Raw genomic sequence first — 21,835 nt, forward strand, 5'->3', positions numbered from 1 at the left:
CCGGCCGGAGAACCCATGATCTCGCTCACGCTCACCCGACTGTCCGACGTCCTCCACGGAGAACTCCATCTCGGCCCCGACGCGGCTCCCGGCGACCGCGTCGACGGCCTCGTGGACACCGACTCGCGGCTCATCGAGCCGGGCGGCATCTTCGTCGCGAAGCCGGGTGAAGTCACCGACGGACACGTGTTCGTCGACGCCGCCGTCGAGCGTGGCGCCGCCGTCGCGATCGTCGAGCGCCTCGTGCCGGCCGAGATCACCCAGATCGTCGTCGCCGACGCCGTCACCGCCCTCGCCGACCTCGCGCGCGCGGTCGTGGGGACCGTTCGGGATGCCGGGCGGCTGCGCATCGTCGGCATCACGGGTTCGAACGGCAAGACCACGACCAAGAACCTGCTCGCCCGCATCCTCGAAGACGAAGGCGAGACGGTCGCCCCGCGCGCCTCGTTCAACAACGAGGTCGGCGCGCCGCTCACGATGCTGCGCGTCACCGAGGACACCCGCTATCTCGTGAGCGAGTTCGGCGCGAGCGGACCGGGCGCGATCGCGCGTCTCGCCGGGCTCGTCGAACCCGACATCGGCGTCGTGCTGATGGTCGGTCTCGCCCATGCGGGGGGATTCGGCGGCATCGAGGGCACCTTCCGAGCAAAGTCCGAACTCGTTCGAGCCCTTCGCCCCGGTGGCGTGGCCGTGCTGAACGTCGACGATCCGCGCGTGGCGGCGATGGCACCCATCGCGCACGAGCGCGGCGTCTCCGTCCGCTGGTTCGGCCGCGGCGAAGACGCCGAGGTCCGAGCCGATGACGTCGAGGTCACCGCCGACGGCACGCGCTGCACCGTGACCGCACGAGGACGGACCGCGAGAGTGCACCTGCGGGTGCTCGGCGAGCACCACGTCATGAACGCCCTCGCCGCGATCGCCGCAGCCACCGAGCTCGGGGTGGCGCTGGACGCGTGCGTGGAGCGCCTCCAGACCGTCGAGCTCGCTGAGCGCTGGCGCATGCAGCCCCTCGGATCGGATCGGGTGCGGATCATCAACGATGCGTACAACGCGAGTCCCGACTCGATGGCGGCAGCGCTGCGCACACTCGCTCAGATCACGGGTCCCGGCGAGCGCACCGTCGCGGTTCTGGGATCCATGAGCGAGCTCGGCGAGTACGCGGACGAAGAGCACGACCGTGTGGGCCTGTTGGCCGTGCGGCTCGGCATCCAGCGCATCGTCGTGATCGGGCAGGCCGCCCGCCGCATGTATCTGGAAGCCGTGGCGCAAGGCTCATGGGACGCCGAGGCGGTCTTCTTCGCGACGGACGACGAAGCCTACGAGTATCTGATGGGCGAGCTGCGCGATGGCGATCGCGTATTGGTGAAGTCCTCGAACTCGGCGGGTCTGCGGTTCCTGGGCGATCGTCTGGGAGAATCCTTCTCGTGAGATCACTCCTGACGGCAGCGGCGATCTCGCTGGCATTCACGCTTTTCCTCACCCCCGTCTTCCTACGTCTGTTCCGCAAATGGGGCTGGGGTCAGGTGATCCGCACCCCGGAGAACGTGCACAATCCCAGTCACGGCGAGAAGCGCGGTGTGCCGACCATGGGCGGCACGATCTTCATCGTCGGCACGATCGTGGGCTATCTGGTCGGCGCGTACAGCGGTAACAATCCGCCCACGATCTCGGGCTGGCTCGTCGTCTGGATGATGGTCGGCTTCGGGGCGGTCGGCTTCATCGACGACTTCATGAAAGTACGCCGCCAGCGCAGCCTCGGGCTGACAGGGTGGCGCAAGATCGTCGGTCAGATTCTGGTGGCCGTGCCGTTCGGCATCGTGGCGCTGAACTTCCCGAACGCCTGGAACCAGACGCCGGCCTCGGCGTACGTGTCGTTCTTCCGGGATATCCCGATGCTGTCCTTCATGGCCCTCGGCCCGATCATCGGGTGGCTCCTGTACCTCGCGTGGACGACATTCATCGGCGTCGCGTACTCGAACAGCGTCAACGTCACCGACGGGCTGGACGGCCTCGCCGCGGGCGCCGGCGTCTTCGTGGTCGGGGCGTTCTCGCTCATCGCCTTCTGGCAGTTCAACCAGTCCTGCAGCGGGGGAGCGATCCTCTCCGACGGGGTGGCCGGCGCCTGCTACGCCACGAGGGACCCATTCGATCTCGCGATCGTCTCAGCGGCGTTCATCGGAGCCCTCGTCGGGTTCCTGTGGTGGAACGCGCCGAAGGCGCAGGTGTTCATGGGCGACGTCGGATCGATGGCGATCGGCGGCGTCATCGCGGCCATGGCGATCCTCACCCGCACCGAGCTGCTGTCCGTCCTGATCGCCGGTGTCTTCGTGATCGGCCCGGGCTCGGTCATCCTGCAGCGGGCCTACTTCAAGCTGACGCGCGGCAAGCGCCTCTTCCTGATGAGCCCCTTCCACCACCATCTCGAGATGCGTGGCTGGTCCGAGATCACGATCGTCGTCCGCATGTGGATCATCGCGGGGCTCCTCGCCGTCTCGGGCATCGGCTTCTTCTACGTCGAGTGGCTCTCGCAGACATGAGCGCCGCGCGTCTGGACGGCCTGTACAGCTGGCACGCGGACTGGCGAGGAGTGAAGGTCGCGGTCCTGGGACTGTCGGTCACAGGATTCTCGGTCGCCGACACGCTCGCCGAACTCGGCGCCGACGTGGTCGTGTTCTCCGAGTCGGCTGACCCCGAGTACGAGACCCTGCTGCCGGTGATCGGTGTCCGCGCGCACGTGGGCGCCCTGTCCTCGCCCCCCGTCGAGCTCGTCGACTTCGCCCCGGACGTCGTGATCGCCTCGCCCGGGTTCTCGCCCGCGCACCCGGTCATCGTCTGGGCGAGGGATGCCGGCATCGCGGTGTGGGGCGACATCGAGCTCGCGTGGCGCGTGCGCGACAAGGTCGTGCGCGCCGACGGCACCCCCGCCGACTGGGTGGTGATCACCGGGACGAACGGCAAGACGACCACGACGCGGCTCACCGCGACGATGCTCGTCGAGGGCGGCTTGCGCGCCGCGCCCGTCGGCAACATCGGCACTCCTGTGCTGGATGCCGTCCGCGATCCGGAGGGGTTCGACGTGCTTGTCATCGAACTCTCCAGCCACCAGCTCTGGTATCTCGGGCTGCAGAGCGGACCCCACCCCGTTTCGCCCCACTCGGCCGTCTGCCTGAACCTCGCCGACGACCACCTCGAGTGGCACGGGTCCTTCCAGGCCTACCGCGACGCCAAGGCGCACGTGTACGACAACACCCGGGTGGCGTGCGTGTACAACAAGGCCGATGTGGCGACGCGGGAGATGGTCGAGGATGCCGAGGTGGTCGAGGGCGCCCGCGCGATCGGCTTCGACCTGGGCGTGCCCGGCCCGAGCGATCTGGGCGTGGTGGACGGCATCCTGGTCGACCGCGCATTCCTCGAGGACCGTCGCACGAGCGCCCTGGAACTCACGACCGTCGCCGATCTCGCCGACCGAGGCCTGTCCGCGCCGCACATCGTCGCGAACATCCTTGCCGCGAGCGCACTCGCCCGATCGCTCGAGGTGACCCCGGCTGCCATCCGGGACGCTCTGCAGGGCTTCACGCTGGACCCGCACCGCATCGAGGTCGTCGCCGTCTCGGGGGGGATCACCTGGATCGACGACTCGAAGGCGACGAATCCGCACGCGGCGGCATCCTCTCTCGCCGCCTACCCCGGCGCCGTGTGGGTCGTCGGCGGACTGCTGAAGGGTGTCGACATCTCCGAACTCGTCGCATCACGGGGGACCACCGCGAAGGCGGCGATCGTGATCGGCGCCGACCGCGAACCCGTGCTCGCAGCTTTCTCGCGACACGCGCCGGGGGTCCCGGTGTTCGCCGTGGAGGCCGATGAGACTGAAGAGGTCATGGCACGGGTCGTCGAACTGGCCTCCCTGGTCGCGCGTGACGGTGACGTGGTCCTCCTCGCCCCCGCCGCCGCTTCCTTCGATCAGTTCGCCTCCTACGCCGACCGTGGGCGGCGGTTCGCCGCCGCGGTGCGAGAGCACACGTTGAGGGAGTCCGGTGGCGAGTACGACGCAGGCACCACCGGCAACCCGTCCGCCGACTCCGACTGACGAGCCTTCGCGCAGCGGTCTCGCCGCACGCGTATTCCTCGGGCGCGTCTTCGCGCCCGTGCCGAGCGAGTTCCTGCTGATCGCCTCCACGGCGCTCCTGCTCACCGGATTCGGGCTCGTGATGGTGCTGTCGGCCACGTCCGCCACCGCAACGGCTGCGGGGGAGCCGCCCTATGAGGCGGTCATCAAGCAGGCCGTGTTCGCCGTGATCGGCATCCCGCTCATGTTCGTCGCGAGCCGCATGCCCGTGCGGTTCTGGAAGCGCATCGCGTGGCCGGCCCTCATCGGCGCCGTCCTGTTCCAGCTGCTGGTCTTCGTCCCGGGTCTCGGTGTGGAGGCCAACGGAAACCGGAACTGGGTGCAGATCGCCGGTCTGCAGTTCCAGCCCGCCGAGTTCCTCAAGATCACGCTCGCACTGTGGATCGGCTACGTGCTCTTCCGCAAGCAGACGCTGCTGGGGTTGTGGCGTCACGTCTTCATCCCGCTCGTGCCGATGTCGATCCTCGTGATCGCGACGGTGATGGCGGGGCACGACATGGGCACCGCGATGATCCTCGCGCTCGTCGTCCTCGGCGCGCTGTTCTTCTCCGGCGTGAAGCTCCGGATCTTCATCCTTCCGCTCATCGGCGCGGCGATCGGAGCATTCCTGTTCGCGGTCAACAGCCCCGACCGCATGCGCCGCATCCTGAGCTTCTTGAATCCGAACTGCCTCGCGGACTACTTCAACGACTGCTACCAGCCGCTGCACGGCATCTGGGGGCTGGCCGGCGGCGGCCTGTTCGGGCTCGGCCTGGGCAATTCGAAGGAGAAGTACGACTGGCTGCCCGCGGCGGCGAACGACTACATCTTCGCGATCGTCGGCGAGGAGCTGGGACTCATCGGCTGCGCGGTGGTCCTCGCGCTTTTCGCCCTGTTCGCGATCGGCGCCTTCCACGTGATCCGCAAGACCGACGACCCGTTCGTGCGGATCGTCTCCGGCGCGATCACGGCGTGGATCGTCGGCCAGGCGCTCATCAACATCGGCGTGGTGCTGAGGGTGTTCCCGGTGCTCGGTGTGCCGCTGCCGTTCATGTCGCAGGGCGGTACGTCTCTGCTGTCCGTCCTCCTCGCCTCCGGGGTTCTTCTGGCGTTCGCGCGCACGCTGCCCGAAGCGGAGGCCAAGCGCCGCGCCGCGATCCAGCAGGCGGCCATCCGGCGCGAACGCGCGGCGGCGCGCGCCGGACGCTGATCTTCGCCGGTCGGCACCGCAACAGGAGTTTCGGCTGACACAGGTCTTTCCCGCATCGGTTCTTCCTGCGCTTCCCGAAACACCTGTTCTCGTGCCGCACGGGGTCCCGCAGGCCGGGGTTCGAGGGTCGCGCGGGCCGCGGGTTAAGGTCGGTAGGTGACGACCTATCTTCTCGCCGGCGGCGGCACCGCCGGTCACGTGAACCCGCTGCTTGCGGTCGCCGACGCGCTCCGCACCCGCGAGCCGGAGGCGGAGATCCTCGTCCTCGGCACGCGGGAAGGTCTCGAGGCACGACTGGTGCCCGAGCGCGGCTATGAGCTGCTCTTCGTCGACAAGGTGCCGTTCCCGCGTCGACCCGATCGCGCGGCCGCCGCGTTCCCCGCGCGCCTGCGGCGTGCGATCGCGCAGGTGCGCACCCACATCCGCGATCGCGGCGTCGAGGTCGTGGTCGGGTTCGGCGGCTACGCGGCGGCCCCCGCCTACCTCGCCGCCCGCGGCGCGCGGATTCCCGTCGTCGTGCACGAGGCCAACGCGAAGCCCGGAATGGCCAACGCGCTCGGCGCTCGGCGCGCCGCGGCCGTCGGGGTCGCGTTCGAGGGGACCCCGATCAGGGGCGGGCGTGTCGTCGGGATGCCGTTGCGCCGTGAGATCGTCGACCTCGACCGGGCGGCCCGGCGGGCGGATGCCGCGGCGTACTTCGGACTGGACGCCGACCGGCCGACGCTGCTCGTCTTCGGCGGCTCCCTCGGCGCGCAGCGGCTGAACGAGGCCTTCGCGGATGCGTGGCGGGATGTCCTGGACGCCGGCTGGCAGCTCGTGCACGTCACGGGGGAGCGGTCCGAGCTGACCGACCCCGGTGCGCCCGGTTACGCGGTTCGGCGTTACGTCGACCGGATGGACCTGGCGTTCGCGCTGTGCGACCTCATCGTCTCCCGCGCCGGCGCCGCGACGGTGAGCGAGATCAGCGCGCTCGGCATCCCCGCGGTCTACGTCCCGTATGCGGTCGGCAACGGCGAGCAAGCGCTCAATGCGGCGGGCGCCGTGCGCGCGGGTGCAGCCGTGCTGATTCCGGATGCCGAGTTCACCGGTGACCGCGTCAGGTCCGAGGTCGTGCCTCTCCTGGCCGACGAAACCCGACGCGAGGCGATGACGCGGGCTGCGGCATCCGTCGGCACGCGCAACGGCACCGAGAACGTCATCGCCATGATCGACGCCGCGCTCGGGAGGGTCGCATGACGGCCCGGCTCGTGGCGGCCGCCGCTCTGATAGGTGCGCTGGTCGCTCTCCTGTCCGGGTGCGCGCAGGGTCCGACGACGCCGGCGCGGACCCCGACGCAGTTCACGGATCGCGCGGTGCTGCCCTCGTGCGGCGAGGTGGAGCTGGCCCAGGGCGACGAGATCCCCGCCGAGAACATCACCTGCCTGCAGGATGCCGCGGACGAGGGGGCGGAGCTCGCGGTCACGCGCCCGACCACGGAGGGCGACCCCGTCACGGAGTACTACCGCGTGCTTCCCGGGGGCGGCTGGGAGGCCTACATCGACGGAAGCCAGGACGCGAACGGCGGCATCTGGTGGTTCACGCCGTGCCCCGAGGCGAAGACGCTCGAAGACCTGGCGACCTGCCAGGGTGGGCCGCTCTGAGGCGGTGACTTCTCGGGATCCGCACCGCACGGGGTGCCGGGGCGGGCTCCCAGACGCGCCGACCTAGGATTGTCGGGTCATGATCAGACCCGACCTGAGCCTCCCCATCCCCGAGCACATCGGCGCCGCCCACTTCATCGGAATCGGCGGATCCGGCATGTCCGGCCTCGCGCGCATGTTCCTGGAGCGCGGCATCCGCGTCTCGGGATCGGATCGCGCGGACAGTCAGGCTCTGCAGGATCTCGCGGCCCTCGGTGCCACCGTCCACGTCGGCCATGACGCCGCGAACCTCGGCGATGCCGACACGGTGATCCACACGGGGGCGATCTGGCCGGAGAACCCCGAGTTCGTCCTCGCGAAAGAACGCGGGATGCCGGTCATCCACCGTTCGCAGGCGCTGTACTGGCTGATCGGCGGCCGCCGGCTCGTCTCGGTCGCGGGAGCCCACGGCAAGACGACGTCGACCGGGATGATCGTCACCGCGCTGCGGGAGCTCGACGAGAACCCCACGTTCGTCAACGGCGGCGTGATCGCCCAGTTGGGCGTGTCCAGCGCCACGGGTGCCGACGACCTCTTCGTGATCGAGGCAGACGAATCAGACGGCACGTTCCTGCTCTACGACACGTCGATCGCCCTCATCACGAACGTCGACCCCGACCACCTCGACCACTACGGCAGCGACGACGCGTTCATCGACGCGTTCGCCACGTTCGCGAACCGCGCCCGCGAGGCGGTCGTCATCTCGTCCGATGACCCCGGGGCGCGCACCGTCACCGAACGACTCGTCCACGAGCGCATCGTGACGTTCGGTCAGGCGGAGGATGCGGACGTGCGGGTGAGCGGCATCCGCACCGACGGTCCGGTCTCGTTCACCCTCACGCACGAGGGCGTCGATGCGCCGATGCGCCTTGCCGTCCCCGGCGCGCACAATGCGATCAACGCGGCCGGTGCCGTCGCGGTGCTCCTCACCCTCGGCCACGGGCTCGCCGACGCCGTCCGCGCGGTGGAGGGTTTCGAGGGGACGGTGCGCCGGTTCGAACTGCACGGCGTCCAGCGCGGCGTGAGCGTGTTCGACGACTACGCACACCACCCGACCGAGGTCGCGGCGGCGCTGGAGGCCGCGCGCACCGTGATCGGCGACGGCCGGATCATCGCGATCCAGCAGCCCCACACGTATTCGCGCACGCAGCAGATGTACCGCGAGTTCGCTGAGGTGCTCGAGACGCACGCGGACCACACCGTGATGCTCGACGTCTACGGGGCGCGCGAGGATCCGGTTCCCGGGGTGACCGGCGAACTCGTCTCGAACGCCTTCGCCGATCCCGCCCACGTGCACTTCGTGGCCGACTGGCAGCAGGCGGCCGACTACACCGCGTCCGTTGCGCGCGAGGGCGACTACGTCATCACGCTCGGCTGCGGCAACGTGTACCAGATCATCCCGCAGGTGCTCGAGGCGCTCGCGAGCACCCCGACCGCCCGAGCAGCCGCGCCCGACGCGGCGGAGTGACCGCCGTTGCGCCGCCCACCGCCGCTGCCGCCGTCGGGGACGACCGCGGGTCCGGCGTCGACGACCGGCCGGGAGACCCGTCCCACGCACGACGATGAGCAGACGGATGCCGCTCCCGCCGCACCGGGGCCGAGTGAGGAGCCTGCGGCGGTCGCGCCGGTCATCCCCCTGACCGTTCCGCTCGCCTCTGCCGGCATGCAGCGCCCTGCGGGTCTGCCGACGTCCGCGGAGCAGCCGATCGAGCAGGCCCCCGACGATGCCGGAGACGAGGAGATCGGCATCCGCGAGGTCTGGTCGGCCGCGCGGGCGCGCCGGAAGGCTCTGCGGGCCGAGGTGCGGCGCTTCACCGGGCGGCAGAGGAGACGGCGCCTCCTCTGGGCGGGGGCAGCGGCATCCGTCGTGCTGCTCGTCCTGACGACGCTCGGCGCGGCGTACAGTCCGCTCTTCGCCGTCGAGCAGATCCGGATCGTCGGTACCGAGAACCTGGACACCCTTGCGGTGGAGAAGGCCCTGTCGGACCAGATCGGGACACCGTTGCCGCGCGTCGACGAGAGTGCCGTCAAGGCGGCACTCGTCGCCTTCCCCCTGGTCGAGTCGTACTCGCTCGAGGCCCGCCCGCCGCACGAACTGATCGTGCGGATCGTCGAGCGGACACCGATCGGTCTCGTCCAGACCCGGGCCGGGTACACCCTCGTGGACGCGGCCGGCGTCGCGCTGTCGACGACCGAGACACCGGCAGCGGGTCGCCCGCTGCTGACGGTCCAGGGGGGGACGCGGTCGAAGGCCTTCACCTCCGTCGGTCAGGTCATGCGATCGCTGCCGTCGTCGATCCTCGCGCAGGTGACGGCCGTGTCCGCTTCCACGCCGGATGACGTCACCCTCACTCTCGGCGACTCGAACGCGCAGGTGGTGTGGGGGAGCGCCGAGGATTCGGCATTGAAGGCTGTCACGCTCGAGAAGATCATGGCGGCGCGGCCGCCCGCCACGGTGAGCGTCTACGACGTGTCCTCGCCGAGCGCGATCGTCGTCCGCTGACCCGATCTCAGCCCCGCGCGGACGGGTTCTGGAGACGATGTCGCGACACGCCGCGACGATCCCCGCCGCGGGTCGGCGTCCGCATACTTTCGACCCAGAGGAATTGCATACCGGGCAATTCTTTAAGCCTCTAGATGAGGTTGAAGGTTTCACACCACGTGATTCCACCAGGGCGCAGCACAGACGGAGGCCGGCATGAGCCAGAACCAGAACTACCTCGCGGTGATCAAGGTCGTGGGTGTCGGCGGCGGCGGCGTCAACGCCGTCAACCGCATGATCGAACTCGGCCTTCGCGGCGTGGAGTTCATCGCGGTCAACACCGACGCGCAGGCTCTGCTCATGAGCGACGCCGACGTCAAGCTCGACGTCGGCCGGGAGCTCACGCGCGGCCTCGGTGCCGGCGCCGACCCCGAGGTGGGGCGCCGCGCCGCGGAAGACCACGCGGAAGAGATCGAAGAGGCGCTGCGGGGCGCCGACATGGTCTTCGTGACCGCGGGCGAGGGCGGCGGTACCGGTACCGGCGGTGCGCCCGTCGTCGCCAAGATCGCGAAGTCGATCGGTGCGCTCACGATCGGCGTCGTGACCAAGCCCTTCTCCTTCGAGGGCCGTCGCCGTCAGAGCCAGGCCGAGACCGGCGTTGCGAAGCTCAAGGAAGAGGTCGACACCCTCATCGTGGTGCCGAACGACCGACTGCTGGAGATCAGCGACCGCGGCATCAGCATGATCGAGGCGTTCGCCACGGCCGACCAGGTGCTCCTCGCCGGTGTGCAGGGCATCACGGACCTCATCACCACGCCCGGTCTGATCAACCTCGACTTCGCCGACGTGAAGTCGGTCATGCAGGGCGCCGGTTCGGCGCTCATGGGTATCGGGTCCGCGCGCGGTGCAGACCGCGCCATCAAGGCCGCCGAACTCGCGGTCGAGTCCCCGCTGCTCGAGGCGAGCATCGAAGGTGCGCACGGCGTGCTGCTGTCGATCCAGGGCGGGTCCAACCTGGGCATCTTCGAGATCAACGACGCTGCGCAGCTGGTGAAGGAGGCCGCGCACCCCGAGGCCAACATCATCTTCGGAACCGTGATCGACGACACTCTCGGCGACGAGGTCCGCGTCACCGTGATCGCGGCGGGCTTCGACAACGGCGAGCCCACGCTGCGCGTCGAGCCGATGGGCGCCGCCCGCGTCGTCAGCGCGCCGGTCGTGCCTGCCACTCCCGCGGCGGACGCCGCGAAGGAGCCGGCGCCGCGCGAGACCGAGCCCGTTCCGGTGGGTGCCGCCGTCCCTGACTCGAGCTACGACTCGGCGTTCGGTGACGACGACCTCGACATCCCCGACTTCCTCAAGTAACCCGTCAGGACGAGCGTGGAGCTTGCCGCACGACTCGCACAGGTCGACGCCGGGATCGAGGCTGCCGCACACGCGGCAGGCCGCGATCCCGCGTCCATCACGCGGATCGTCGTGACGAAGTTCCACCCGCCTGCTCTCGTCGAAGAGCTGTACGCGCTCGGTGTCCGAGATGTCGGGGAGAACCGACAGCAGGAGCTCTCCGAGAAGACGGCGGCGCTGAGCGCCCTGGGCGATCTGCGATGGCATTTCATCGGGCAGGCGCAGACCAACAAGGCGAAGGCGATCAGGGCGGCGGCATCCGTCGTGCACTCCGTCGACCGTCTGCGCATCGCGGACGCACTGGATGCCGCGGCGACGGCGGAGTCGCCCGTGCTGGACGTCCTGATCCAGGTGAACCTCACCGACGATGCCGGCCGCGGGGGCGTCGCGCCCGACGAGCTCGAGCGTCTCGCCGAGCACGTGAGCGGATGCGGAACCCTGCGCCTGCGCGGGGTGATGGCCGTCGCGCCGTTGGGGGAGAACCCTGCCCCGGCGTTCTCGCGGCTCGCCGACTACTCCGCGCGCGTCCGTGCCGTCGCCGCCGACGCCACATGGATCTCGGCCGGGATGACGGCCGATTTCCCACAGGCGATCGCCGCGGGCGCGACACACCTACGTATCGGGTCGGCAATCACCGGCCCGAGGCCGATACCCGGTTAACCTCGAAACACGACCACTCAGAGCATGAGTCAGCAGGAGGATGCGATGTCGAACCCATTGAAGAAGACCATGGTCTACCTCGGTCTCGCCGACGAGGAAGAGGTCTACGAAGAGCCCGCTTCCCAGCCGGCTGCCCGCAAGACCACCACGATCGAGAAGGCCGCTCCGGTGACCCCCATCCACCGCCCCGCCGTCGTCCGCCAGGTGACCCCGGCATCCATCAGCGAGATCCTCACCGTGCACCCCAAGCAGTACCGGGACGCGCAGGTCATCGCCGAGAACTTCCGCGAGGGCATCCCCGTCATCATCAACCTGTCGCAGATGAGCGACGCCGACGCACGTCGTCTGATCGACTTCGCCAGTGGCCTGTCGCTCGGGCTCTACGGCCGTATCGAGCGCGTCACGAGCAAGGTGTTCCTGCTCTCGCCCGAGAACGTCGCGGTCTCCGGCGACGGCGCCGTGGCGCAGGCGGACCCCGAGTCCGTCCCGTTCGCGCAGGGCTAGTACGACGCGCTGATACGATCGTTCTGTGAACATCGTCGGCGCGATTGCCACGATCCTCAATAGCCTCCTCCTGCTTTTCGTGATCGTGCTCCTGGTGCGGCTCGTGCTCGACTGGATCCCGTTCTTCAACCGGGAATGGCGTCCTCGCGGCGCGGGACTGGTGGCTGCGGAGATCGTCTATACGGTCACCGACCCACCGATCAAGATGTTCCGTCGCTTCATCCCGCCCCTGCGGGTCGGCGGGATCGGCATCGACTTCGGCTTCACGCTGACGATGCTCCTGTGCTTCGTCCTGCTGGCGGTCACGCGCGCGTTCATGCGCTGACGGCGGAGCATACCGGCCTTCGACACCTCCGTGAGGCGCGGCTATGCTTGCCTGGTACGACCGCCGGCCATCGGCGGAGCGGCCCCCGACATCGGCCAGCGACCAGAGCGCCCGAAAGAGGTACCACCATGGCATTGACCCCCGATGACGTCGTCACCAAGCAGTTCCAGCACGTCCGGTTCAAGGAAGGCTTCGACCCGGACGAGGTGGACGACTTCCTCGACGAGATCGTCGTCGAGTGGCGCAAGACGATCGCCGAGAACGACGAGCTGAAGGCGAAGCTGGCTGCGTACGAGTCCGGTTCCGAGGCTCCCGCCGAGGCGCCCGCCGCCGCTGAGGTCGTCGAAGAGACGCCCGCTCCGGTCGCCGCGGTGCCCGCTGCCGAGTCCGGCACGGCCCCCGCCGCAGCGAGCGCCGGAATCATCGAGCTCGCGCAGCGTCTGCACGACGAGCACGTCGCAGAGGGCATCGCGCAGCGCGACAAGCTCATCGCGGACGCCCAGTCGCAGGCGGCGTCGATCATCTCGGAGGCCGAGACGAAGGGCCGCGAGGAGATCGCACGCCTCGATAAGGAGCGCGCGAGCCTGGAGGGTCGCATCACCGAGCTGCGCAACTTCGAGCGCGACTACCGCGCACAGCTGCGCGGCTACATCGAGGGCAAGCTGCGGGACCTCGAGACCACAGGCACCAACTCCGGCTCGACCCCGGTCTCGGCCATCGGCCTCTAGGCCGGTCTTGACAGGCCGAGCCCCCCTGCACAAGGCGGCGGCCGGTGCCGTCGTCGCGATCCTCGCGGCGACGGTGCTGGCCGCCGACCAGTTCACGAAGTACCTCGCGATCCAGAACCTCCCGCCCGAGCAGGCGGTGAAGATCCTGGGTGACTTCCTCATCTTCTATCTCGTCCGCAACCCGGGGGCGGCGTTCTCGCTCGGCGAGGGCGTCACATGGATCTTCACGATCGCCCTCGCCGTCGTCGCGGTCGTGATCGTGTGGCTCACCGCCACGCGACTGCGCTCGCGCCTCTGGGCCGTCGTGCTCGGTCTGCTCCTCGGTGGTGTGCTGGGCAACCTCACCGATCGCGCATTCCGCCAGCCGGGGTTCCCCGTCGGCCACGTCGTCGACTTCATCAACACTCCGTGGATGATGCCGGCGATCTACAACGTGGCCGACATCTTCATCGTGACGATGATGATCTCCGTCGCGCTGCTCGTCCTCATCGGTCTCCGACTGGACGGCACGCGAGAAGTCCGGGCGGCGAAGGACGGTCGGCCCGAGGTCGGTCAGTCCGAGGACGCCGCGGCGCACGTCGACGGTCGTCCCGACGCGGATCGCTGACGTGGACTCGCGGACGCTGCCCGTTCCGGACGGGCTCGACGGCGCGCGAGTCGACGCCGCCCTGGCGAAGATGCTCGGCTTCTCGCGGACGTTCGCCGCAGAGGTGGCCGACGCCGGCGGTGTCGTGATGGACGGCCGCGTCCTCACGAAGTCCGATCGCCTCCATGGCGGATCCTGGCTCGAGGTGACGTGGCAGCCGAAAGAGGAGCCGCGTGTGGTTCCGCTCGCCGTGCCGGACCTCGGGATCGTCTACGAGGACGACGAGATCGTCGTCGTCGACAAGCCCGCCGGCGTCGCCGCCCACCCCTCCCTCGGCTGGGAGGGCCCGACCGTCCTCGGGGCACTGGCTGCCGGGGGAGTCCGCGTGGCCACGACGGGGGCGGCCGAGCGGCAGGGAATCGTCCACCGCCTCGACGTCGGCACGAGCGGTCTCATGGTGGTCGCGAAGACGGAACGGGCCTACACCGCGCTCAAGCGCGCCTTCAAAGAGCGCGAGGTCGAGAAGATCTACCACGCGGTCGTGCAGGGCCACCCCGATCCGCTCGCCGGAACGATCAATGCGCCCATCGGTCGGCATCCGTCCCACTCGTGGAAGTTCGCCGTCACGCCTGACGGCAAGGACTCCGTCACCCATTACGAAACGCTCGAGGCCTTCCGACGCGCGGCGCTCCTGGAGATCCACCTCGAGACGGGGCGCACGCACCAGATCCGAGTGCACATGGCCGCCCATCGGCATCCGTGCGTAGGGGATCCGCTGTACGGCGGCGACCCGACCCTCGCCGCGCGGCTCGGCCTGACCCGTCAGTGGCTGCATGCTCGGCAGCTGTCGTTCCTGCATCCGGCGACGGGCGAGCAGGTCACCTTCACATCGGAGTACCCGGCCGACCTGGCGGCCGCCCTCGAGATCCTGCGCGGGGACTGATCCTCGCCTCTCCGGATCGGCGCGTTCGGGGTCAGGCGCCTGCGACGAAGTCCGCAGGCCCATCGGCGAGCGCACGGCGGATCCGCTCGCGCATGTCCGCGTCCAGGTCGGGGAGAGCGTCGATCGAGTCGATCGGCGCCCAGGTGAGTTCGGTCATCTCGCCGTCCACGGGCCGCGGCTCGCCCGAGATCCAGGTGCAACGGAAGGTGAAATCGAGGTAGTCCGTCTGGTCGCCATTGGCGTACGTGATGCGGGGGATCACGTGGATCCACGCCAGACGATCGGCGCGGATCACGACTCCGGCTTCCTCGAGCGCTTCGCGGACGGCGGCGTCCGCAGGTTCTTCCCGCGGATCGATGATGCCCGTGATCGGGGTGAGCGCACCGTTGTCGGTGCGTCGGCCGAGCAGCACGCTGCCGTCACGGACGACGACGGCGGTCGTCCCCATGAGCCACAGGGGTGCGTGTCCGATCGCGCGGCGGAGTTCGAGGACGAAGTCGGGGGTCGGCATCCACTCACCCTAGAGCGAGCCTGGACGCGTGTCGGATGTACGGGGCACAGTGGCGCAATGACGATCAGCGTTCGACCGGCGACCGACTTCGATGACATCGCCACCCTCGTCGGGCCGAAGAAGCCGGGGTCCAACGTCTGCTGGTGCCTGAGCTACCGCATCCCCGCGAAGGAGAATCTCGCTCTGAGCGGGACGGCGCGGGCCGAGCGGGTGAGGGGGCTCCTGCGCGAAGGTCCTCCCGGCGTCCTCGCCTACGACGACGGGAACGTCGTCGGTTGGGCGGCGGTGCACCCGCGCGCCGACACGTCGTTCGCGACGAGCCGCAAGATCCCGCACGTCGACGACCTGGATGTCTGGAGCGTCTGGTGCATCCGGGTCAGACCCGGACACCGCGGCTCCGGCATCTCGCATGCGCTCCTGGCCGGGGCGATCGACTTCGCCCGTGAGTGCGGGGCTCCCGCCGTCGAGGGCTACCCCGTCGACAACCGCGGGCAGAAGGTGGACCTCACGATGGCCTACGTCGGAACGCGGTCCCTGTTCGAGAAGGCCGGCTTCCACCTCGCCGCGCCGACGGAGTCCGTGCTGAACGGCTTCCCGCGCGTGATCATGCGCCTCGATCTACGGTGAGCGCACGGTGTCGGCGAGCGAACTTAGACTCGTCGGGTGGCAGCCGATTCCTTCGTTCACCTTCACGTTCACAGTGAATATTCGATGCTGGACGGCGCGGCGCGCATCGGTCCGATGGTGCAGGAAGCAGTCCGGCTCGAGATGCCGGCGATCGCCGTCACCGATCACGGCAACACGTTCGCGGCCTTCGAGTTCTACAAGACGGCCAAGGCCGCCGGCATCAAGCCGATCATCGGCATCGAAGCCTATGTGACACCCGGCACCCACCGCACCGACAAGTCGCGCGTGCGGTGGGGATCACCCGAGCAGAGCGACGACGACGTCTCCGGTGCGGGCGCCTACACCCACATGACGCTTCTCTCCGAGACCACGGAGGGCATGCACAACCTGTTCCGGCTGTCGTCGAAGGCGAGCATGGAGGGGTACTACTTCAAGCCGCGGATGGACCGCGAGCTGCTGCAGAAGTACTCCAAGGGCCTGATCGCCACGACGGGATGCCCGTCGGGAGAGGTGCAGACGCGCCTGCGGCTCGGCCAGTACGAGGCCGCCCGTGCGGCCGCGGCGGAGTTCCAGGACATCTTCGGCAAAGACAACTACTTCACCGAGATCATGGACCACGGTCTGTCGATCGAGCGCCGGGTGATGTCGGACCTCATCAAGATCTCGAAAGACCTCGACATCCCGCTGGTGGGGACGAACGACCTCCACTACACCCACCAGCACGATGCGACCAGCCATGCGGCGCTGCTGTGCGTGCAGTCCGGATCCACCCTCGACGATCCCAAGCGCTTCAAGTTCGACGGAGACGGCTATTACGTCAAGTCCGCCGCTGAGATGCGGCAGGTCTTCCGCGATCATCCCGAGGCGTGTGACAACACCCTGCTGATCGCCGAGCGCTGCGATGTCGAGTTCAACACCTCCGCGAACTACATGCCCAACTTCCCGGTGCCCGACGGCGAGACGGAGGAGAGCTGGTTCGTCAAGGAGGTCGAGAAGGGCCTCGAGTACCGGTACCCCGGCGGCATCCCCGACGCCGTCCGCGCACAGGCCGAGTACGAGACCTCCGTCATCGTCCAGATGGGCTTCCCGGGGTACTTCCTCGTGGTCGCCGACTTCATCAACTGGGCGAAGGACAACGGCATCCGGGTGGGCCCGGGCCGCGGATCCGGCGCCGGATCCATGGCCGCCTACGCCATGCGCATCACCGACCTCGACCCGCTGCAGCACGGTCTGATCTTCGAGCGCTTCCTGAACCCCGACCGCGTCTCGATGCCCGACTTCGACGTCGACTTCGACGACCGTCGCCGCGGCGAGGTCATCCAGTACGTCACGGAGAAGTACGGCAGCGAGCGAGTCGCCCAGATCGTGACGTACGGCACGATCAAGGCCAAGCAGGCGTTGAAGGATGCCGGGCGTGTGCTCGGATTCCCGTTCAGCATGGGGGAGAAGCTCACCAAGGCGATGCCGCCCGCCGTGATGGGCAAGGACATGCCTCTCGAGGGCATGTTCGACCGTGAGCACCCGCGCTTCAAGGAGGCGAGCGAGTTCCGCGCGCTCATCGAGACGGATGCCGAGGCCAAGACGGTCTTCGACACCGCGGTCGGGCTCGAGAACCTCAAGCGGCAGTGGGGCGTGCACGCCGCCGGTGTGATCATGTCCAGTGACCCGCTCGAGGACATCATCCCGATCATGCGGCGCGAACAGGACGGCCAGATCGTCACGCAGTTCGACTATCCGTCGTGCGAAGCGCTGGGTCTGATCAAGATGGACTTCCTGGGGCTGCGCAACCTCACGATCATCAACGATGCGCTCGACAACATCGCCGCGAACCGGGGCCACCCGCTCGTCCTCGAAGAGCTCGAGCTCGACGACGCGGCCTCCTACGAACTCCTCTCGCGCGGCGACACCCTCGGGGTGTTCCAGCTCGACGGCGGTCCGATGCGTTCTCTGCTGCGTCTGATGAAGCCCGACAACTTCGAAGACATCTCGGCCGTCATCGCGCTGTACCGACCCGGGCCCATGGGCGCGAACAGCCACATCAACTACGCCCTGCGCAAGAACGGCCAGCAGGAGATCACGCCGATCCACGAGGAGTTCAAGGACTCGCTCGCCGAGATCCTCGACACGAGCTACGGGTTGATCATCTACCAGGAGCAGGTGATGGCGATCGCTCAGCGCGTCGCCGGGTTCAGCCTCGGTCAGGCCGACATCCTCCGCCGCGCGATGGGCAAGAAGAAGAAGTCCGAGCTCGACAAGCAGTTCGAGGGCTTCCAGGCCGGGATGCACGCGAACGGCTACTCCGACGACGCGGTGAACAAGCTCTGGGAGATCCTCCTGCCGTTCTCGGACTACGCCTTCAACAAGGCGCACTCCGCCGCGTACGGCCTGGTCTCGTACTGGACCGCTTATCTGAAGGCGCATTACCCCGCCGAGTACATGGCCGCGCTGCTGACGAGCGTGGGCGATTCGAAAGACAAGATGGCGGTCTACCTCAACGAGTGCCGCCGTATGGGCATCCGCGTCCTCCCGCCGGACGTGGGGCAGTCGATCCGCTTCTTCGCCGCCGTCGGCGACGACATCCGCTTCGGTCTGGGGGCGGTCCGCAACGTCGGGGCGAACGTCGTCGACGGCATCGTCGCGTCCCGCGCCGATGCGCCGTTCACCGACTTCCACGACTTCCTCTCGAAGGTTCCCGCGCACGTGGCCAACAAGCGCACGGTCGAGTCGCTCATCAAGGCGGGTGCGTTCGATTCGCTCGGGGCGACGCGCCGGGCCCTCATGGAGATCCACGAGGACGCCACCGAGGCCGCGGTGCTCGACAAACGCCGCGAGGCCAACGGCGAGGTCGGCTTCGACTTCGACTCACTCTGGGGTGATGACGAGCCGCAGCAGGCGCAGAAAGTGCCGGAGCGTCCGGAGTGGACGAAGAAGGACAAGCTCGCCTTCGAGCGCGAGATGCTCGGGCTGTACGTGTCCGATCATCCGCTGGCGGGGCTGGAGATCCCCCTCGCCAAACACGCGTCGATCAGCATCCACGATCTGCTCGCGTCGGAGGACATCTCCGACGGCGAGCAGGTGACCGTCGCCGGCCTGGTCACGAGCGTTCAGCACCGGGTCGCCAAGTCCAGCGGAAACCCGTACGGCATGATCACCGTCGAGGACTTCAACGGCGAGATCACGGTCATGTTCATGGGCAAGACTTATACGGAGTTCCAGTCGATGCTCGTCGCGGACTCGATCCTCGTGGTCCGCGGACGCGTGTCGCGGCGGGACGACGGCATGAACCTGCATGCGGTTTCGGCGTTCGCCCCCGACCTCGGTGCGGTCGACGAGTCCGGACCCCTGGTGCTGGTCCTGCCGGAACGGCGGGCGAGCCAGTCCACGATCGAAGAGCTGCGGCAGACGCTGGAGCGTCATCGTGGTGACACGGAGGTCACCGTCAAGCTCCACGCGGGCTCCACGGCGAAGGTCTTCGAGGTGCCGTTGCCGGTGCGCGTGACCGCGGACCTCTACGGCGAGCTGAAGGGACTTCTCGGGCCGCAGTGCCTGGGATGAGAGCCGGCGCGGGCACGCAGGCCCGTGCCTATGGCTTGCCCGTGAGTGGAGCGGATCTCATCGGCGTCTCATGAGCCGCCGGTAGTATCGGGACGGTGTGCGCCGCGCGAGCGGCGGGGAGAGGATGATCGTGACCGACGAGCGAGCGAACGAGTACACCGGGGCCGGAGAAGAGCGGATCACGGAGCAGGATGTGCTTCCGACGACGTCCGATGAACGGCCCCAGTACGGCGTCGGACCGTTCTCGATCCGCGAAGTCGCGATCGTCGGCGTCTGGATCGTCGCGTTCATCGTGTCGTTCTTCTCCGTCGCCAGCGAGCAGGCGATGGCCCAGCTCCTGTTCGGCGGCTCCGTCTGGACGAACGGCCTGGATTGGATCCTCACGATCGGTCTACCGACCGTCGCGGTCTTCCTGATCGTCCTGCGCCGCTTCTCACCGGATGGCATCCGTCGGGTCGGTTCCCTGGGCATCGACCAGTTCGCCTCGGTCGCCTTCTCGGTCTCCGCCGTGGTGTGGCTCACTCTGCTGTGGCGCAACGTCGCCGTCTCGATCGAGACCGGTGTGTGGATCTACGGCTGGGTCGTGTGGGTGGAGTTCTTCCTCATGCTCGCCGGCGTCGTGCTGACGGTCGTCGCACCGCTGCTGCCGATCCTCGGCGAGGACTTCGCAGGCCGCCGTGAGGTGCCCGCACACCGCAACGCGCGCCCGATCCGCCCCGTCTCGGCTCGGCCGCCGCGCCCCGCCGCACCGGCCGCGTCGGAGACCGACACGTTCGACACCGACGCCTCTCCGGCGTACGCAGATCAGACCGCCGCGTACTCGACCGCAGCGTACGCTGCCGGCCAGTCGGACACGATGCCCGTCGCGCGCACGGCCTCCGGCGAGCGTGAAGCCTGGGCTCCCGTGCAGACCCGCGACACGTTCGAACCGGTCGAGGCGCAACCGGAGGCCGACGAGTCCGCCGCGAGTGAGTCGAGCTCCGCCGTGCAGGCGTTCTGGGCGCTCGTGCCAGAGGACCGCGACGTCGTCGACGAGCGGGACGTCCCGATCTTCCGCATCGGGCCCACCGCGTGGGCGCTCGTCCTCGAGGACCGCGGCGAGGTATTCGTCGTGCGGCACGAGGACGGCCGGATCGGCTACCTGCACGATGTCACCGGCGTGACGCGCGGCTGACCCCGCGTCATCTCACCCGCTCGACCCGAAGGCTTCCCCCATGCTCCGCATGATCGACCTGCGCGGCCGTGACCACACTCCGGCCGAGCTCCTCGCCGCCGTTCCACGCGCCACGTCGGCGCGTGCGGAGGCGCTCCTGACGGCCGCCGGGCTCGTCGCCGACGTCGCCGCCCACGGTGAGGCGGCGCTGCGCGAGCAGGCCGAGAAGTTCGATGGAGCGTCCGGCCACGAGATCCGGGTGCCCGCTGCCCATCTCGACGAGGCGCTCGCCGTGCTGGATCCGAAGGTCCGCGCCGCCCTGGAGGAGGCCATCGTGCGCGTGCGCGCCGGGTCCGCCGCCCAGGTCCCGGCGCCGTCGGTGACACAGCTCGCGCCGGGCGCGTTCGTGCACCAGCGATGGCAGCCGGTGCGCCGTGTCGGCCTCTACGTGCCGGGCGGCAAGGCCGTATACCCGTCGAGCGTCGTGATGAACGTGGTTCCCGCGCAGGTCGCCGGCGTCCAGCAGATCGCTCTGGCCTCGCCGCCGCAGCGCGCCCACGGCGGGCGCGTGCACCCCGTCATCCTCGCGGCGGCACGACTGCTCGGTGTGGATGAGGTGTACGCCATGGGCGGCGCCGGAGCGGTCGGGGCGTTCGCGTACGGCGTGCCCACGCTCGCACTGGAGCCGGTTGATGTCGTCACCGGGCCGGGCAACAACTTCGTCGCCGCCGCCAAGCGCGCGGTGGCCGGTGTCGTGGGGACTGACTCCGAGGCGGGTGCGACCGAGATCCTCATCGTGGCGGACGACACCGCAGATCCCCGCCTGGTTGCGGCGGACCTGATCAGCCAGGCGGAGCACGACGAGCAGGCCTCGGCGGTGCTCGTCACGGACTCCGAATCCCTCGCTGCGGCGGTCCTGGACGAGATCGGGCCGCTCGCCGCGCGGACGCGGCACGCGGAGCGGGTCGCCGCGGCGCTCGGCGGACCGCAGTCGGCCGTCGTCCTCGTCGACGACCTCGCGGCCGCGACCGCGTTCAGCAACGCCTACGCACCCGAACACCTCGAGCTTCACCTGTCGAACCCGGATGCCGCGTCCTTCGTCCACGCCGGTGCCGTGTTCGTCGGACCCCACACCCCGGTGAGCCTCGGCGACTACCTGGCCGGCAGCAACCATGTCCTGCCCACCGGGGGACAGGCGCGCTACGCCGCGGGTCTCTCGGCGGCGACCTTCCTGCGTCCGCAGCAGGTGATCGAGTACGACCGTGCGGCACTCGCGGAGGTGCGCGAGGCCGTCGTGACACTCGCCGAAGCCGAAGACCTGCCCGCGCACGGCGAAGCCGTGCAGGCACGCTTCCCCGCGTAG

At 69.0% G+C, this 21,835-nt stretch carries 20 protein-coding genes; 19 read left to right on the forward strand and 1 reads right to left on the reverse strand.

Features of this window, described 5'->3' with window-relative positions; translation table 11 throughout:
* The first annotated feature begins 15 nt into the window (after positions 1 to 15).
* The 15 genes from murF (at position 16) to AB0P18_RS09535 (ending at position 14,626) form a co-directional block, all read left to right on the forward strand.
* Positions 16 to 1,428: a UDP-N-acetylmuramoyl-tripeptide--D-alanyl-D-alanine ligase gene (murF, locus tag AB0P18_RS09465; protein ID WP_363359806.1), complete on the forward strand. Its 1,413-nt coding sequence runs from the start codon at positions 16 to 18 to the stop codon at positions 1,426 to 1,428.
* A complete protein-coding gene (gene mraY, locus AB0P18_RS09470) occupies positions 1,425 to 2,537 on the forward strand; it encodes a phospho-N-acetylmuramoyl-pentapeptide-transferase (RefSeq protein ID WP_344053119.1) in 1,113 nt (370 codons plus the stop codon). Before murF ends, mraY begins: the two co-directional genes overlap by 4 nt.
* Complete coding sequence (murD, locus tag AB0P18_RS09475; protein WP_363359880.1) at positions 2,534 to 4,087, forward strand: UDP-N-acetylmuramoyl-L-alanine--D-glutamate ligase; 1,554 nt, start codon at positions 2,534 to 2,536, stop codon at positions 4,085 to 4,087. Before mraY ends, murD begins: the two co-directional genes overlap by 4 nt.
* Entirely contained in the window at positions 4,035 to 5,315 is a 1,281-nt protein-coding gene (gene ftsW / locus AB0P18_RS09480; RefSeq protein ID WP_344053122.1) for a putative lipid II flippase FtsW, read from the forward strand. Before murD ends, ftsW begins: the two co-directional genes overlap by 53 nt.
* A 156-nt stretch (positions 5,316 to 5,471) precedes the next feature.
* Positions 5,472 to 6,551 (forward strand): UDP-N-acetylglucosamine--N-acetylmuramyl-(pentapeptide) pyrophosphoryl-undecaprenol N-acetylglucosamine transferase, encoded by a 1,080-nt coding sequence (locus AB0P18_RS09485; protein ID WP_363359807.1) that lies wholly within the window; start codon positions 5,472 to 5,474, stop codon positions 6,549 to 6,551.
* Complete coding sequence (locus tag AB0P18_RS09490) at positions 6,548 to 6,955, forward strand: hypothetical protein (protein ID WP_363359808.1); 408 nt, start codon at positions 6,548 to 6,550, stop codon at positions 6,953 to 6,955. The genes AB0P18_RS09485 and AB0P18_RS09490 overlap by 4 nt, the downstream gene beginning before the upstream one ends.
* A 79-nt stretch (positions 6,956 to 7,034) precedes the next feature.
* Positions 7,035 to 8,462, forward strand: a complete 1,428-nt coding sequence (gene murC / locus AB0P18_RS09495; RefSeq protein WP_363359809.1) for a UDP-N-acetylmuramate--L-alanine ligase — start codon at positions 7,035 to 7,037, stop codon at positions 8,460 to 8,462.
* Between the two features lie 6 nt (positions 8,463 to 8,468).
* Positions 8,469 to 9,497, forward strand: a complete 1,029-nt coding sequence (locus tag AB0P18_RS09500) for an FtsQ-type POTRA domain-containing protein (protein ID WP_363359810.1) — start codon at positions 8,469 to 8,471, stop codon at positions 9,495 to 9,497.
* A 195-nt stretch (positions 9,498 to 9,692) separates the two neighbouring features.
* Positions 9,693 to 10,841 (forward strand): cell division protein FtsZ, encoded by a 1,149-nt coding sequence (ftsZ, locus tag AB0P18_RS09505; protein WP_344053132.1) that lies wholly within the window; start codon positions 9,693 to 9,695, stop codon positions 10,839 to 10,841.
* 15 nt (positions 10,842 to 10,856) lie between these two features.
* Entirely contained in the window at positions 10,857 to 11,540 is a 684-nt protein-coding gene (locus AB0P18_RS09510; protein WP_363359811.1) for a YggS family pyridoxal phosphate-dependent enzyme, read from the forward strand.
* A gap of 45 nt (positions 11,541 to 11,585) precedes the next feature.
* A complete protein-coding gene (gene sepF, locus AB0P18_RS09515) occupies positions 11,586 to 12,044 on the forward strand; it encodes a cell division protein SepF (protein WP_363359881.1) in 459 nt (152 codons plus the stop codon).
* Between the two features lie 25 nt (positions 12,045 to 12,069).
* Positions 12,070 to 12,369 (forward strand): YggT family protein, encoded by a 300-nt coding sequence (locus AB0P18_RS09520; RefSeq protein WP_344053136.1) that lies wholly within the window; start codon positions 12,070 to 12,072, stop codon positions 12,367 to 12,369.
* A 128-nt stretch (positions 12,370 to 12,497) separates the two neighbouring features.
* Positions 12,498 to 13,097: a DivIVA domain-containing protein gene (locus AB0P18_RS09525; RefSeq protein ID WP_344053138.1), complete on the forward strand. Its 600-nt coding sequence runs from the start codon at positions 12,498 to 12,500 to the stop codon at positions 13,095 to 13,097.
* Positions 13,098 to 13,104: 7 nt separating this feature from the next.
* The gene (gene lspA / locus AB0P18_RS09530) at positions 13,105 to 13,704 is read left to right on the forward strand and encodes a signal peptidase II (protein WP_363359812.1); all 600 of its coding nucleotides are present in this window, start codon (positions 13,105 to 13,107) and stop codon (positions 13,702 to 13,704) included.
* A 1-nt stretch (position 13,705) separates the two neighbouring features.
* Entirely contained in the window at positions 13,706 to 14,626 is a 921-nt protein-coding gene (locus AB0P18_RS09535) for an RluA family pseudouridine synthase (RefSeq protein WP_363359813.1), read from the forward strand.
* Between the two features lie 31 nt (positions 14,627 to 14,657).
* On the opposite strand, the gene AB0P18_RS09540 is transcribed toward AB0P18_RS09535, so the two are convergent.
* Positions 14,658 to 15,137, reverse strand: a complete 480-nt coding sequence (locus tag AB0P18_RS09540) for an NUDIX domain-containing protein (protein WP_363359814.1) — start codon at positions 15,135 to 15,137, stop codon at positions 14,658 to 14,660.
* A gap of 57 nt (positions 15,138 to 15,194) precedes the next feature.
* Between AB0P18_RS09540 and AB0P18_RS09545 the strand changes: the two genes are divergently transcribed.
* The 4 genes from AB0P18_RS09545 (at position 15,195) to hisD (ending at position 21,835) form a co-directional block, all read left to right on the forward strand.
* Positions 15,195 to 15,764 (forward strand): GNAT family N-acetyltransferase, encoded by a 570-nt coding sequence (locus AB0P18_RS09545; RefSeq protein ID WP_363359815.1) that lies wholly within the window; start codon positions 15,195 to 15,197, stop codon positions 15,762 to 15,764.
* A gap of 36 nt (positions 15,765 to 15,800) precedes the next feature.
* Positions 15,801 to 19,319 (forward strand): DNA polymerase III subunit alpha, encoded by a 3,519-nt coding sequence (dnaE, locus tag AB0P18_RS09550; protein WP_363359816.1) that lies wholly within the window; start codon positions 15,801 to 15,803, stop codon positions 19,317 to 19,319.
* A 130-nt stretch (positions 19,320 to 19,449) separates the two neighbouring features.
* On the forward strand, positions 19,450 to 20,493 hold the full coding sequence (locus tag AB0P18_RS09555) for a hypothetical protein (RefSeq protein WP_363359817.1): 1,044 nt from the start codon (positions 19,450 to 19,452) through the stop codon (positions 20,491 to 20,493).
* A 40-nt stretch (positions 20,494 to 20,533) separates the two neighbouring features.
* Positions 20,534 to 21,835: a histidinol dehydrogenase gene (hisD, locus tag AB0P18_RS09560; protein WP_363359818.1), complete on the forward strand. Its 1,302-nt coding sequence runs from the start codon at positions 20,534 to 20,536 to the stop codon at positions 21,833 to 21,835.

This window comes from Microbacterium sp. NPDC064584, assembly GCF_040687315.1.
In the GTDB taxonomy this organism is placed as follows: domain Bacteria; phylum Actinomycetota; class Actinomycetes; order Actinomycetales; family Microbacteriaceae; genus Microbacterium; species Microbacterium lacus.

What these genes read in the sequence shown, in the direction of transcription:
- murF (WP_363359806.1), top strand. Translation starts at nt 16, where the DNA reads ATGATCTCGCTCACGCTCACCCGACTGTCCGACGTCCTCCACGGAGAA.
- murD (WP_363359880.1), top strand. Translation starts at nt 2,534, where the DNA reads ATGAGCGCCGCGCGTCTGGACGGCCTGTACAGCTGGCACGCGGACTGG.
- AB0P18_RS09490 (WP_363359808.1), top strand. Translation starts at nt 6,548, where the DNA reads ATGACGGCCCGGCTCGTGGCGGCCGCCGCTCTGATAGGTGCGCTGGTC.
- murC (WP_363359809.1), top strand. Translation starts at nt 7,035, where the DNA reads ATGATCAGACCCGACCTGAGCCTCCCCATCCCCGAGCACATCGGCGCC.
- ftsZ (WP_344053132.1), top strand. Translation starts at nt 9,693, where the DNA reads ATGAGCCAGAACCAGAACTACCTCGCGGTGATCAAGGTCGTGGGTGTC.
- sepF (WP_363359881.1), top strand. Translation starts at nt 11,586, where the DNA reads ATGTCGAACCCATTGAAGAAGACCATGGTCTACCTCGGTCTCGCCGAC.
- AB0P18_RS09525 (WP_344053138.1), top strand. Translation starts at nt 12,498, where the DNA reads ATGGCATTGACCCCCGATGACGTCGTCACCAAGCAGTTCCAGCACGTC.
- AB0P18_RS09540 (WP_363359814.1), bottom strand. Translation starts at nt 15,137, where the DNA reads ATGCCGACCCCCGACTTCGTCCTCGAACTCCGCCGCGCGATCGGACAC.
- AB0P18_RS09545 (WP_363359815.1), top strand. Translation starts at nt 15,195, where the DNA reads ATGACGATCAGCGTTCGACCGGCGACCGACTTCGATGACATCGCCACC.
- hisD (WP_363359818.1), top strand. Translation starts at nt 20,534, where the DNA reads ATGCTCCGCATGATCGACCTGCGCGGCCGTGACCACACTCCGGCCGAG.